Annotated in this window: 11 protein-coding genes; 6 read left to right on the forward strand and 5 right to left on the reverse strand. The window is 58.1% G+C overall.

Annotation, left to right across the window (positions count from 1 at the left end):
- Positions 1–5: 5 nt before the first annotated feature.
- Positions 6–812 (forward strand): DUF1444 domain-containing protein, encoded by an 807-nt coding sequence (locus UH5x_RS19865; RefSeq protein ID WP_482633441.1) that lies wholly within the window; start codon positions 6–8, stop codon positions 810–812.
- A gap of 76 nt (positions 813–888) precedes the next feature.
- On the opposite strand, the gene UH5x_RS19870 is transcribed toward UH5x_RS19865, so the two are convergent.
- From UH5x_RS19870 to UH5x_RS19880, 3 genes are all read right to left on the reverse strand, one after another.
- Positions 889–2,142 carry a chromosomal replication initiator protein DnaA gene (locus UH5x_RS19870; RefSeq protein ID WP_482633442.1) on the reverse strand — a complete coding sequence of 418 codons (1,254 nt, stop codon included), beginning with the start codon at positions 2,140–2,142 and terminating at the stop codon, positions 889–891.
- A 67-nt stretch (positions 2,143–2,209) separates the two neighbouring features.
- Positions 2,210–3,406, reverse strand: a complete 1,197-nt coding sequence (locus UH5x_RS19875) for a cysteine desulfurase family protein (RefSeq protein WP_482633443.1) — start codon at positions 3,404–3,406, stop codon at positions 2,210–2,212.
- On the reverse strand, positions 3,403–4,179 hold the full coding sequence (locus UH5x_RS19880) for a hypothetical protein (protein ID WP_482633444.1): 777 nt from the start codon (positions 4,177–4,179) through the stop codon (positions 3,403–3,405). Before UH5x_RS19880 ends, UH5x_RS19875 begins: the two co-directional genes overlap by 4 nt.
- Positions 4,180–4,274: 95 nt before the next feature.
- On the opposite strand from UH5x_RS19880, the gene scpB reads away from it, so the two are divergent.
- The 5 genes from scpB to UH5x_RS19905 all read left to right on the forward strand — a co-directional run bounded on the left by scpB (position 4,275) and on the right by UH5x_RS19905 (position 10,560).
- On the forward strand, positions 4,275–5,750 hold the full coding sequence (gene scpB / locus UH5x_RS19885; protein ID WP_482633445.1) for an SMC-Scp complex subunit ScpB: 1,476 nt from the start codon (positions 4,275–4,277) through the stop codon (positions 5,748–5,750).
- 1,004 nt (positions 5,751–6,754) lie between these two features.
- Positions 6,755–7,150, forward strand: coding sequence for a response regulator (locus UH5x_RS19890; RefSeq protein ID WP_047812212.1), 396 nt, complete (start codon positions 6,755–6,757; stop codon positions 7,148–7,150).
- A gap of 55 nt (positions 7,151–7,205) precedes the next feature.
- The gene (locus tag UH5x_RS19895; protein WP_047812213.1) at positions 7,206–8,969 is read left to right on the forward strand and encodes a GspE/PulE family protein; all 1,764 of its coding nucleotides are present in this window, start codon (positions 7,206–7,208) and stop codon (positions 8,967–8,969) included.
- A 71-nt stretch (positions 8,970–9,040) separates the two neighbouring features.
- A complete protein-coding gene (locus UH5x_RS19900) occupies positions 9,041–10,204 on the forward strand; it encodes a type II secretion system F family protein (protein WP_047812214.1) in 1,164 nt (387 codons plus the stop codon).
- On the forward strand, positions 10,201–10,560 hold the full coding sequence (locus tag UH5x_RS19905) for a competence type IV pilus major pilin ComGC (protein ID WP_047812215.1): 360 nt from the start codon (positions 10,201–10,203) through the stop codon (positions 10,558–10,560). The genes UH5x_RS19900 and UH5x_RS19905 overlap by 4 nt, the downstream gene beginning before the upstream one ends.
- Here UH5x_RS19905 and UH5x_RS19910 read toward each other — a convergent pair whose 3' ends face one another.
- The gene (locus UH5x_RS19910) at positions 10,561–11,310 is read right to left on the reverse strand and encodes a hypothetical protein (RefSeq protein WP_047812216.1); all 750 of its coding nucleotides are present in this window, start codon (positions 11,308–11,310) and stop codon (positions 10,561–10,563) included. It lies immediately after the preceding gene.
- Between the two features lie 448 nt (positions 11,311–11,758).
- Positions 11,759–13,564 carry a sensor histidine kinase gene (locus UH5x_RS19915; RefSeq protein WP_482633446.1) on the reverse strand — a complete coding sequence of 602 codons (1,806 nt, stop codon included), beginning with the start codon at positions 13,562–13,564 and terminating at the stop codon, positions 11,759–11,761.
- Between the last annotated feature and the right edge of the window lie 40 nt (positions 13,565–13,604).

A 13,604-nucleotide genomic window follows, 5' to 3' on the forward strand; every position in this document is an offset into this window, starting at 1 on the left:
CGACGATGGATTTGGAATCGTTCAGTCAACGCGTGCTCGGAATCTTGGAGCGTCACTTCCCCACCGAAGGTTTTCAGTTGGGGGATGAGTTTGGCGTTTTGACATGCGGAGAGCTGCAATTCGGACTGTCGAACTTGTTGGCCCAGTCTCAGCAGGCCGGGTTCACCGACGAGGAATTGGAGGAAACCGTCCGTGTCACCTTCTCGCGAATGTTGGAGATGGTGCGGACTGCCGACAAGGTGTTGCCCGAAACATGGGAAGAAGCCAAGCCCCGATTGCGAGTCCAGTTGTGCCGCAGCGACATCGACGCACTCCGCAAAGCGATCACCTTTCCGTTTGCCAGTGACGTGACCAGCAGCGTGGTCGTCGATTCGCCTCACGGGTACGCCTACATTCGGCCCGAAGACGCGGAACGCTGGGGGCAGTCGGTTGTTGATTTGATCGAAGTCGCGAAACAGAATTTGCTGGCGGATTCGCTGGCTTGCCCGATGGGCGTTGTCGAAGGACCCCCTAAATTCATTGCGATCCAGTCCGGCGACGGTTACGACGCCGCCAGGGTTCTGTTGCCACAAATTCGCGAACGTTTGATCCAGGAATTAAGCGAGGAATCAGACGATTTGGAGCTGGAACCGGCTGCGATAGTCGGTGTGCCCAACCGGGATTTCTTGATCGCGTGGTCGGCTCAGTTGCCAGCCGATCTGCAGCAACAATTGGCACAGACCGTGGCGGATGATTCCCAGCGGCAATCGCACCCGTTGTCGGAGCAAACGTTTCGCATCACCGCCGAATCCATCTGGCCGATTCGCAAATAAAAAACTGTTGGTCACCGGATTCGCCAGAATTCGGTTTCGCGGCGATTTCTGAACTCGGGAGAGTCCTGCAACGCGATCAGTTGGAAAGCTTTTCCATGATCTGGTCGGCCGAGCGTCGGAGCAGGACGTCGTCGTCGAGCGAGCCGTCGATCTTGCGAATCGCGTGCAAAACGGTCGAGTGATCCCGACCGCCGAAGGCATCGCCGATCTGAGTCAGGCTGTCCTCGGTCATCCGGCGTGCCAGCCACATTGCCAGCGAACGGGCTCGGACGATGTTTTGGCGTCGGGAACCGCTTCGCATGTCAGCCGATTTAACACCCAGCTGGCGGGCCACGGCGGTGGTGATCGCTTTGATGGAAATGGACTGGGTGCCGCCGGCGGCTTCAATCGCCGACTGGACCGCTTCGGCGCAGATTGGTTGCTCATGCATCCGGCACCACAGTGCGATTTGCTTGATCGCGGATTCAAACGCTCGCACAGTCGATTCCGCTGGCAAGCCCGCGTCCAGCAGCGACAACGCCTCGGATTCGATCTCGGGCAGATGCGCCAGCATCAATTCCCGCAGGATGGTCCGACGCGTGTCGCCGGCGGGTGGATGCAGCGTCACCGTCAATCCGGGCAGCGTGCGGCTGACCAAGGCGGGCCGCAGCCCGCGAACTTCCGATGGCAACCTTCGGCAGGTGACGATCGTCAGGCGGCCTTCCGCGTCGCGAGCTTCCAAGCGTTGGGCCAGTTCTTCTTGCGCTGGTGCCTTGTCCGCGATCAGGTGCAAATCATCCAGCACCAGGATCGGAACCGTGTCCAGTTTTTCGCGAAAACGTGGCATGTCCTTGGAATCGATCGAAGAGGCAAATTCGCGGGCGAAGTCGATCGCGGGTTGGTACAGAACGCGGCTGGAAAGGACTCGCGAGGTCACGCCAGTCGGTCCTCCTTGGGCGGTGTCTTTGTCCAACTCCATCGCTTCCCAAACGTTGCTGATGCTCATCCGTTTGGACAAGTGCAGCGCCAGTGCGGTTTTGCCGGTGCCGGGTTGGCCGACCAGCAGCATGGGGCGGGAGATTTCGAGCAGCGTCTCGATCGGGTTTTCACAAACGTAGCCCGCCAACCGATTTTCATCGCCGCAATAAAACAGCGGGATGATCGGACGGACGATTTCACTGTCGCGACGGCGTCGACGAAGCGACGGGCGTTCCAGCGCGAAGGAATTGACGTTGGGAGGCGAAGCGACCACGGCGAACAGCTGTGAACGGGTGAAGCACGAAAGTTCGTGCCGCGTGACGGGAAAATCGCGACGGGCAAAACAGGCGTGGGGATGGTCAAACGGAACCAATCAGGCGCAATTCGTCTGGTCGGAACCTCTGACTCAGTTCCACTCTAAATGGAACAACCGCTCACCGCTATCCATTTTCCACCGAGTTATCCACAGTTGGAAAACCTTCTGCCTTCGAAAATTGTCGCGAAATCAGCTCGATCGCTCGGTCAATTTCGGCCTTGGTGGAAAACCGCGAAAGGCTAAAGCGGAGAGCGGAATCCACCAACGACTTGGAAGCGCCCATCGCCTGCAGCACGTGGCTGGGGGGACTGCTGCCGCTGCTGCACGCCGATCCACTGCTGCACGCCACCCCGGCCATGTCCAACGACATCAGCAGGCTCTGGCGGTCGGCCCCGGGCAGCGACAGGCAGGTGGTGGATGGCAGGCGTGGGGCCTGGCGTCCATGAATGACGCAGTTGGGGTGACGGCGAAGCAGTTCGGATTCCAGGTGGTCTCGCAGGGCCGCCATGGCCTCCGCGGCGGTGGGTTGTTGCTCACAGGCGATTCGGATGGCCTCGGCGGCAGCGATGACCAGAGCGACCGGCTCGGTGCCAGGCCGCGCGCCCAGTTGTTGCTCTCCGCCACGCAGGGCCGCCCGGATTTCCACGCCGGCGTCCAGCCACAAAAAGCCGACTCCCGTGGGGCCATGCAATTTGTGAGGGGTGATCGTGGCGGCCGAGACGCCCCATTTCGTCAGATCGACCGGGACTTTGCCCACCGACTGGGTCGCATCAACGTGCAGAGGAGCCCCAAATTCACGGCAGATCTTCGCCGCGTCTTCGATCGGTTGGACGACGCCGGTTTCGTTGTTGGCGGACATGATGGAAACGACCGAGACCGCTTCCGGGGCATCGCCCGACTGAGTCAGTCGCCCCAGTGTGTCTCGCAGCGATTCCAACAGGATCACGCCATTCGCGTCGACGTTGACCCAGTTCACTTTGCGACCGGATGATTCTTCGGCGGCCGCGGCCGCCAGGACGCTGGGGTGCTCAATCCGACTGAGCACGATCGCGCCGTCGGGTTCCCCGATGCCAGAAATGGCCAGGTTGTTCGATTCGGTGCCACCGCTGGTGATCAGCAAACGAGGTGCATGCACCCGCGTCAGGTCGCTTCCCAAGCAACGGCCGATCAAATCCGTGGCGGCTTCCAAGCGGGAACGAGTCTGTTGGCCCAGCCGGTGTTGGCTGGACGCGTTGGCCGGCGTTTGTGAGAAAGCCTCTGCCAAAACACGAGCGACCGCGGGATCGATGGCGGTCGTCGCGTTGTTGTCGAGATAGATCATGTGTTTTCAGCTGGATCGACCGTTTGCCGGTCTTTCTTCAGGGATTGCAGTTCCATGTTGTCGGGCGATTCCTCGAGGGCCTCGGCCAACAGAGCGTCGGCCAGTTCATCACGTTGGGCGTCGCGCATGTCGCGTATCAGGCTGACGTATTCCTCGGCCAAGTAATCCGCGACGGTGGCTTTCAGGGTCGCCACGTCCTCGACATCACGCGTCAATTCCATCAATCGCGGGATCAGAATATAGAGTTCGCGATCGGCCAGTTTGGCGATGGTGGGCCAGAGCTGTTGGGCCTGCTTCGGGTTCTTCTTGCTCCATTGCTTCCAAACCGAGATTCCCTCGTCCATCAGTCGAAGATGATCCAGCAGCAGCGCGGGATCATGTGGTTCGGCGTCCTGGAGACCGTGTCGGATTTCCACCAGATCCCAGCGGTCTGGGATTTGATTCGGCATCGTCAGGATTTTCGATTGGGTCAGGTAGCGAGCGGTCTCGGGCGTGGTGCTGACACGGCGGATGGGCGTGATTTGCCAGTGAACCAGCGGGATTTCGTAGAACGAAAATCGACGGGTCTGAAAATGATTGGGGGCGAACTCGGTTCCTTCCACGTAACCAAATGTCCGAATCATGACAAACAGCAAGCCGCCGATGATCAGCGACGACACGGTGATCAGCAGGAATCGATAGCCGGTCGCGACCCGTTTTCGAGTTCGCGATGGCGTGGCGGTTTGGGCGGCGGTGGAGCCAGAGGACGGCGAGGCGGAGGTCGCTGACATCATTGAAATATCCCGGCAGACGTCAAACAAACGGTTTGGTAGGTTCGCGACTCGTCATTGTTTGTCCCGAAGCCCCTTATTTTCCAAGCGTAGCAAAGATGAATGGGTACGCCACACCTTGGGCCGGCCGTCGAGCCTGGGCCAACGCGATGCGGCAGGCCCCCGTGGCGGCGTCATGGAGCAGCCCCACGCAAGGACAACTGACGCCCGAACAACGCGCGGCACTCGCCCAGAAACGCTCCCTGGTGGTGTCTGCGGACGCTGCAGGGAGATTCGTCGAGACGGGGTCGCTGGCAACGGATTCCCCCGCAGTGTCTGCCGGAGCGGCGGTTGCGGGAGAAAAAGAAGATGCTCAGAGCAGTGGCTCGGACGCGGCCGGGGGCGACCCGGAAGATCGTCTTGCCGCCCGAGCACGGATTGAGGCTGTGCTGCTGATCGCCAAATCGCCGCTGAACTACCGTCGTTTGGCCGCTTTGGCCGACGTGGAGGACGCCACCTCCGCTCGGACGCTGGTGGGGGAACTCAACGAACTTTACGAACGTTTGGGACGCGGGGTCCGGATTGAACAGGTTGCTGGCGGCCAGCGAATGATGACAAGGGCGGTCGTGGCACCTTGGCTGCGCCGACTTGGGTTTTTGGCTCCAGCGGTCCGGTTGAGTTGGCCGATGATGGAAACGCTCGCCGTGGTGGCCTACCGCCAAGACGTCACGCGGGCGGATGTTGAAGCCGTGCGTGGTGTCGCGTGCGGAGAAATTCTGCGACAGTTGATGCAACTGGATTTGGTCCGGATCAGCGGTCGCAGTGAAGAGCTCGGGCGTCCCTACCTTTACGGGACCACCAAACGTTTTTTAAAAATCTGCGGATTGGCATCAATAAAGTCGCTGCCGCCGATTGACTGGCACGCATCCTGCGATGATGTTTCTCAATCTGCCGACGGCGAGGTTGAAAACGTTGCCGACGAAGAGACTGCTGAAGAACTGAAATCGAGAGATCCCTCTCAACCTGAATCCCATCCTCGCCGTGAATCTTCGGACTCTGAACTGTCGGATACGAATCCTTCAGAACCCGAGCATTTACACCCCACCAAGGAGTCTGACGTGAGTGTCGCCGCGATCGAAACTCTCGCCACCGAATTCACCGTTTCCCTCGATGCCGACCCATCCGGCGCGGTGGCCGTTTTGGATGCGCCTGCGTCCAATCCGGAGGCTGCGTTGTCGAATGATTCGTCGGCCGTGATCGAAGACGAAGAAGACGATCTGTATGAAAACGGATTTGATCTCGACGACGATGAGGAAGACGACGACCTCGACGACGATGACTGGGATGATGAAGACGACGACAGCGACGACGATGATGATGACGATGAGGAAGATGACGACGAAGAGGATGATGACGACGAGGACGAGGATGATGACTCGGGTGACCTCGACGACGATGATGACGACGACGAAGAAGATGACCTCGACGGCACCGACGACTGGGAAGAAGTCGACGACGATGAAGCCGACGAAGATTGGGATGATGAGGACGAAGAAGACAGCCTGGACGAAGAGGAAGAAGAGTGGGAAGACTGATCGTCTGCTTTCCAGCTTTCCCATCCCTCAGGCAATTCAACCCGTCACCGTTTGATCTCGAATGGGACGGTCTGGCCGCGAGTGAGTGGCGAACCATCGTGTTCCAGTGACCCACTCTCTGTCGCGAGTTGCCTTTCACGGCCCCAGTTCACCCAGGGGCTCCCTGTCCGGTCCCCTCTCTGGCACCGATTCAGACGTTGCCAGCCCTGGGCCGTGTTGCCTGTCAGGACGATGCTGCTAAGCAGGTCGGCAGGAATGATCGGGCATCATCATGTGAGCCGTTTGGGCGTTAGACCCGGTTGGACGTGGAAACAACCACGCTTGCCACGATATTTCAAATGCCGAAAGACTCCTGCCGGCCTGCTTCGCGGAGGCCATTGCTGTTGGCTGAGCCCGTCCGCTCTCGTTGGCCTCGGGACATCGATTTGATTGAAGAGGCTGTTCTCGTTCCCAGGCTCTGCCTGGGAACGCAATGCACTGCAGGCTCCGCCTGCTGAGACAGAATCGGGAGGCAGAGCCTCCAAGACAGTGTGTTCCCAGGCAGAGCCTGGGAACAAGGAAAAAACGTCAGCAATTCAATCGATGTTCTGTGGCCAACCAAATCGTGCGATAGATCGTTGTGTCAAAGGATGGCAACCCGACGCATTTGGTTGCCCTGCACGGGCTCTCTCCCGTCGCGGCCTGAGGGCGGGAATTCAACCGGACTCGGCCTCCGTTTCGGTTGCAGCGATTGCAGTGGTTTTGACTCTCTCAGCGGGTGCGCACGTGTCTTCGGGTATGTGAGCCGTTTGGGCGTTAGCCCCGGTTCCCACGTACAACCGGGGCCAACGCCCAAACGGCTCACAGGATGAAACCCCGTCATTCCTGCCTGCGTCGTGACCATCGCATGTTGCTCGGACGCGGCACACGCACACCTTGATGAGGTGTTTTTTCAACATGGATCAATTGGTGACCTACCTTTGAAACGGTAGCTGTTCCTTTGTATCGCAATTGATGCTGAATTCATGTTTGAAACCACCCAAGCCCAACTGTTGATGGTCGAGCCCGAGCTGGTCTTGGCTGAACTCGCGACGTTCCGTTTGGAACTGTTGGGGTACCGGTTGGAAGTGGTGCACAGTGGTGCCGAAGCGCTCGATCGCCTCCGCCATGAACCAATCGACCTGCTGATCCTGGACACCAAGTTGCCCGAAGGCGATGGATTGGAATGGCTGACCGAACTGCGTCTGGAGTTCAAAGCCGAGCAAGTCCCCGCCTTGGTTTTCTCGCTCGATCCCAGTCTAGAAATGGTTCGACGAGCCTACCTGGCTGGTGCTCAAGACTACTTGATCAGTCCGTTTGATCCGACCGTGCTCGAGGAAAAGGTGCAGCGTCTGCTGCCCTCCCACGCCGAGACGGTTTGATCGCGATGCATGTCTCTTCCCATCCACTTCCCAGTCTTCACGACGGACTCGCACGATGAAACGCATTGGCGACATTTTGGTCGAACTGAACATTCTGACCAACGAACAAATGGACGCTGCCTTCGCGGGGAAACCGCGTGGTGTGATGATCGGCGACTGGTTGGTTCGGCAATCCTTGATCAGCAACGCGCAGTTGGGTGCGGCGCTGTCTGAGCAGTTCTCGGTGCCGTTTGTCGACATCGATTTCTCCAGCGTGAATCCGCAAGTCGCCCGTTTGTTGCCAGAGGATTTTGCGCGTTCGCAAGCATCGGTGGCGATCGATGTCAGCGATCGAATGCTGACGCTTGCGATGGTCGCACCCGACGACATCGAAACCATTGCCGAAGCCGAGTTGATGACCGGCTATAAAATTCGCCCCGTCGTTTCGTTGGAAGAAGACGTTCGCGATTTGCTCAACCGCATCTACGACGATCGGGCCTTCGCTCGTCAAACCATCGTTGACATGAAGTTCGCCGAAATGGCGGAATCGGGCGAGGTCACCGAAGAAGATGAATTGGCGATGTCAGCGGTCAGTCAAGAAGACGCGCCCGTGGTCAAACTGGTCCAAGCGATTTTGTCCGGTGCCGTTTCCGCGGGTGCCAGCGACATTCACTTGGAACCACACAAACCCGAGATGCGTGTTCGGTATCGCGTCGATGGTGAGCTGCAGGTGGTGATGACCATCCCCAATCACATTGAAGATTCGGTCATCAGCCGCATCAAGGTCATGGGGGACATGGACACGACCGAAAGTCGTCGTCCTCAGGACGGTCACCTCACCGTTTACGAAAACGGGAAACGTGTTGGCTTTCGAATCAGCGGCATCCCCACCGTCGATGGTCAAAAGTTGGTGCTGCGATTGCTCGACGAAGGCGGCCAGACCTTTGACTTGGCCGGCATCGGGATGCCTCAGCGGGACTACGACGCGGTCCGCCGTGTGATCGACAAACCTCACGGGATGTTTGTGGTGACAGGGCCAACGGGAAGTGGCAAGAGCACGACGTTGTACGCCGCGCTTCAGCATCTCAATGATGACGACCGAAACATTGTCACTGTCGAGGATCCGGTCGAATATCGACTGGCCGGGATCAACCAGGTCCAGAGTGACAACGAATTCGGAATGGGATTCGCCAACGCTTTGAAATACATCATGCGGCAAGACCCCGACGTGATCATGTTGGGAGAAATTCGCGATTGCGAAACCGCGTCGACAGCGGTTCAGGCGGCTTTGACGGGCCACTTGGTGATCAGCACCTTGCACACCAACGATGCCGTGGGTGCCGTTCAACGCCTCGCTGACTTGGGCGTCGATAACTTCAAAATCGCGGGGTCGTTGCTCGGCAGCGTCGCTCAACGCCTGTTGCGATGCGTGTGTGAAAACTGCAAGGTCGACGCACCGGCGAACCTGAATTTGCTCGAAGCACTGGATCCCGAACAATACGTTCCGCGAGACACGACGTTTGTCCGTGGTGCCGGTTGCAAGCGTTGCTTGGGAACCGGGTTTGCCGGGCGGATGCCGATCTTTGAAATCATGCCACTCAACGCGGAGATCACCGCGGCAATCGAAGCCGGTGTTCCAAACTCGCAATTGGAAGTCATGGCTCATGCGGCCGGCATGGTGCCACTTCGCCAAGCCGGTTTGGAAGCGGCCGTCGCCGGAAAGACCTCGCTGGAAGAAGTGTATTTCAAAACCAGCGGCGATCGACGCAGCACGAGTTCGACTCCGATTGTGGGCGGTCGCCGATCCCAGGACCAACCGGTGCCGAGTGCCATCGCCTGATTCATTTCATTCCAGCCTGATGGGTTGGATCTTTCCAACATCGCTTTTGTTTTTTGCCTCGGTGCCATCCCATGTCCTTCCCTGCTAGCACGACCAACGCGACCACCACCGGTGGTCTGATGGGATTTTTGCGAAAGCTCAACTCGATCGAGGTGGGCGGACCGAAACGCGGTGTTCCCAAAGGCTGTGAATCCACTCGCATCCCGCCAGTGCCACTGGCGCAGTTGATGCGGATGATGTTGATGTTGCTTCAGAACGGGCTGACATTGCCCAAGGCACTCGGGTCGCTGGCGATGGACAATTCCAGTCGCAAGTACAGTGGCGTGCTGTTGCGAATGCGAAGCACCATCATGGCGGGCGGATCGATCAGCGATGCCATGGCTCGCTACCCGCGAACCTTCAACAAGATGCAGGTGCAACAAGTCCGGTTGGGTGAGCGAAGTGGCTCTCTCGAGACCGCTCTGCTGAGAGTATGTGAACAAGTCGAACGCAAAGTCGCTCTGCGGAAACGGATCTTCAAAAAAGTCAGTTACCCGGTTTTGATCAGCGTCGCCGGTCTCGGGTTGATGGTGTTCATGTGCGTCGTTGTCGTGCCTGAATTTGAAACGGTTTACACGGCCAGCGGAGTTGATCTGCCGCCGGTGACGAAGTTCGTCACGGGGTTGAGTCGGTTCATGCTGACCAAAGGTTTGTTCGCGTTTCCATTGGCGTTGGTGGTGGCGGTGCTGTGGGTTTGGGGACGTAGCAAACCACGCGTGGCGGCCAAGATGGACGCCGCGTTCTTGCGACTGCCCGTGGTCGGGCCCTGGCTTCGCGATGCCGCCGTGCTGCAGTTCATTGAGTCCACCTCGGCCATGGTCCAGTGCGGTTACAAACCCATCGAAGCGATCGAGGTTGCCGCGACCTGCGTGAAGAACCGCTGTGTCCGAAGTGCGATCGAAGACATCAATCATGGCGTCCGCCGCGGCGAGAAGCTGAGCGTGGAGCTCGGCCGGTACGAACGATTCTTTCCACCGACGCTGTGCCAACTCATCGGTGTCGGCGAGCAATCGGGCGAGTTCGCTCGTTCGTTGCAAGGCACCTGCAATCACTTGCGAGAACGCTTGGAGTCTCGCATCGATGCGTCCGTTGCGATGCTCGAACCCATCCTCACGATCTCGTTGGCCGTCATGATCGGCGGCATGGTGCTGTCGATCTACACGCCGATGTTCCACATGTTTGAAGTCCTCGAATGATCCGTGAATCACTAATCGTCAAAGCATCGCGTTGTTGTCACCAGCGACGATCCGCGTTCAGCATGTTGGAGATCATTGTTGCACTGACCATCGCCACCATGTTTGCGATGACGGGGCTCGCGTTTGTGCAAACGCACGGCGAGACCGCGAAATCGCGCGCCTGCGAAGGCAACCGGTCCACGTTGCAGCGTGACGTGGAGTTGTACGAGCACGAGACCGGGCGATTGCCCGGCCGAACCCTTCGCGAATTGGCTGATGAAGACTACAGCGGGGTGAACTTGCCCACGTGTCCCGCATCGGGCAACGCGTACGGGCTGGATCAAGGTGAAGTGACCTGCCCGACTCACGGCAAGTGATCAGCGAATCGAGATTGCAGTTTGCAGCGGATGCAGCACGCTGTCGATCAAGTACTCGTCGACCAAGTCTCGGCACAGCTGAGACAATCGCGTGAACTCGTCCGCGTAGTTCTCCTTGGCACCCAGGGAATCGTATCGCCGGACCATCATGTAAACGCTGAGTTGTTCCTCGGTGAACTCGCCGGTTCGGATCTGGAAGGCACCGGTTCGTGATTCGAAACTGATTCGACACTGAGTCTTGCAATCTTCATCGAGTGCGAACTGCACCACGGGTTCATTGGATAGCAATTTTCCATAAGGCAGTTGGGTGAACTTTTCCAACCCGGGCGCGATGCCGATGGCTTCGGTCACGATTTCGTTGTGGTTGCCTTTGCAGACAAAGTCGAACCCCAGCATCACTGTCAACGCTTCGCAGTCCAACGGGCTGACGGACAATTCATACGGCACCAATTCCAGAACCGCTCGGTGCTGGTCACAGGCGTCTTCGTAGCTGGTCGGGCTGACCACTCCGCTGTTGACTCGTTTGGGCTCGACGGAGACCCAGCGATAAGAGCCGCTTTCTTTTTCCTTTTCTTCTTCCAGCACGTATTCGTCTTTTTCGCGCGCGTAGAAATTTGCCATCTTGGGGTAACGACGCTGGACCTGTTCAAAGTAGTGCAGAACGGATTCACGACCTTGCGGCAACTCCATTTCGGTGGACAGATTCATGTTCACGTAATATTCGTCGCCGAAGATGCCGTAATCACTCATATCGTTTTCACTCAATGAAAAGCTGGTTGACGGATGAACGTCTGGAAAGAGGACTCCCCGTTGTAGCCGTTGCCGATGACCTCGGCCAGTCACAGCGAATCCAGTCATAGCGAATCCGCTCCATGGCATCTCAGTTTGTCAAACTGGGCCGCCACAAGAAATCCTAACCTGACGCGTGAGCGAGGGACCGGGGAATCCCTCGCTCACGCATCGGGTTAGGAAACACACTTCCACTCAAAACGAATTTGCTCCGGGAACCGCTCTCGCGGCAGTTTGGTCTCTCGTATTTTATCACTGGGAAGGCAGTGAGGAGACGGTTTGCGGCCCGCTTTGCAGGAATGCTTGATGGACGAGGCCACGCGAGACCCCGAAACGGGGCTCAAACCACCGGGACACTTCCAAAGAAACAGACGCGACGAACGGAATCGGAGTTCACGCACTCTGGTCCTCATGCCGGGTGGGGAACGGCGGTCAATTTGCTGATCGGAACTTCGTTTTCTTCCATCGCATGGTCGCTGAGCCGGTACGGTAAGATCACCCAGAACGTACTCCCCCGGCCCAATTCGCTTTGAAAGTCAATTTCGCCGCCCAGCAGCACCGCGAGTTCTTTGACAATCGACAGCCCCAAACCCGTGCCCGCAAATTCGCGTGTCAGGCCGTCGCCGTCGAGCACCTTTTTGCTCTGGCGAAATTTCTGGAAAATGATGGGCTGGTCCTCTTCCGCCACACCCACGCCGGTGTCGGTCACGGAAAGCCGGAAGCGATCGTCGTGCAAATCGACCACGCGAACGGTGATCATGCCGCCTTCGGGAGTGAATTTGATCGCGTTGCTGAGCAGATTGTTGAGGATTTGCCCAAGCTTGTTCGGGTCTTGGTAGGCGACGGGTAAATCATCGGGGACTTCGACTGACAACGAGATGTTCTTGTCCTCCGACAGGGACTGGATCATGTCGCACTGCGCGCCAACCAATCGAGACAGTTGGAACTCGCTGCGGCGAACTTCCATCTTGCCCGCTTCGACTTTCGCGAGGTCCAGGATGTCGTTGATCATTTCCAGCAACAGGCGTCCGCTCTTTTGAATGTTCGAAGCGTAGCGACGTTGCTTTTCGGACAGCGAATCGATGCCCTGCAGGACTTCTGAGAAACCGATGATGCTGTTCAGCGGGGTGCGAAGTTCGTGGCTCATGTTGGCCAAGAAGTCAGTCTTCAACCGGTTGGCTTCGTAGAGTTGCAAGTTCAACTGTGCGAACTGGTCAACGCGGGCGTCGAGTTCCCGGTTGACGCTTTGCAATTGAGTCTGCGTCTCGGTCAGGTGACGCAGCATCCGGTTGAACGCATCTGCCAGTTCACGGAACTCGTCATCGGTGGAGATGTTGGCTCGTTGGTTGGTGTCACCATGCGTGATCGCGTCGCTGACGTCACGCAGGTGAAGCAGCGGTTGCAAAACCAGGTAGCGAACAATCGCGTGCAACACAAACAGAGTCACGGCGACGATGAACATCGCGATCGAAACCACGATTGCGCGAATGCCAGTCATGTCCTTGACGATTTTGTCATCCGGCATGCTGACCCGTTTGACTCGGTAAGGCAATTGCGAGGCGAGCTTGGCCGGGTCTTCGTCTTTGGACAGCGAGATGATTTCGCCGCTTGGAACATGGCAGGGAACACAGTCGTAGGTCATGAAGACCGGTTCGTAATAAACGTAACGCCCGTTGGTGGGACCAAGCTCTTGGAACACGGGACGGTTGGCGGGACCGATTCGGCTCATCGCCGCGTCATCGGCCAAGTCCACCGCTTTGCTCAGGTCGATCGGATCTCCAGACAGCAATCGTTCCAGGCGGGCTCGGAATTGGGGTTCGAGTTCTTGCAGCAGCCGAAGTTCGATTGGGTCGGTTGGCTGGATCGGAGCGGGCAGGTTCTCAAACGGTTGCGGGTCATCGAGGCCCAGGATGTCGAACTCAATGTCTTGGCTGAGCAATTGAGAGCGGAGGTCGGCGATCTTCTGCCGGGTGATGTCGAGTTTGTTTTCAGGCAAGTGTTCTGTGTAGGTCGCGGCGGCATGGATCAGCATCATCTCGGTTGCTGCGGCGTCTCGGGCTTGCTGCTGAGTCGTGCTGCTGACCCAGCGATCGGCCAGCAGAAACACCATGCAAAAGGCTCCGCACATCAACACGACCAGTGCTGAGCCGAAGAACAGCAAGCACTTGCGTTCCAAGCTCATCGATGAAAACAGGCTTTGGATGAACCTCAGCATGAGCTTCCGCGGGAAGGCCCGGGGGCGGCAAGAAGGTCGT

The sequence above is a fragment of the Rhodopirellula sp. UH5 genome (assembly GCF_056839225.1).

Coding starts and splice junctions, on each gene's coding strand:
- UH5x_RS19865 (WP_482633441.1), top strand. CDS start 6: ATGGATTTGGAATCGTTCAGTCAACGCGTGCTCGGAATCTTGGAGCGT.
- UH5x_RS19875 (WP_482633443.1), bottom strand. CDS start 3,406: ATGATCTATCTCGACAACAACGCGACGACCGCCATCGATCCCGCGGTC.
- UH5x_RS19880 (WP_482633444.1), bottom strand. CDS start 4,179: ATGATGTCAGCGACCTCCGCCTCGCCGTCCTCTGGCTCCACCGCCGCC.
- scpB (WP_482633445.1), top strand. CDS start 4,275: ATGAATGGGTACGCCACACCTTGGGCCGGCCGTCGAGCCTGGGCCAAC.
- UH5x_RS19890 (WP_047812212.1), top strand. CDS start 6,755: ATGTTTGAAACCACCCAAGCCCAACTGTTGATGGTCGAGCCCGAGCTG.
- UH5x_RS19895 (WP_047812213.1), top strand. CDS start 7,206: ATGAAACGCATTGGCGACATTTTGGTCGAACTGAACATTCTGACCAAC.
- UH5x_RS19900 (WP_047812214.1), top strand. CDS start 9,041: ATGTCCTTCCCTGCTAGCACGACCAACGCGACCACCACCGGTGGTCTG.
- UH5x_RS19905 (WP_047812215.1), top strand. CDS start 10,201: ATGATCCGTGAATCACTAATCGTCAAAGCATCGCGTTGTTGTCACCAG.
- UH5x_RS19910 (WP_047812216.1), bottom strand. CDS start 11,310: ATGAGTGATTACGGCATCTTCGGCGACGAATATTACGTGAACATGAAT.
- UH5x_RS19915 (WP_482633446.1), bottom strand. CDS start 13,564: ATGCTGAGGTTCATCCAAAGCCTGTTTTCATCGATGAGCTTGGAACGC.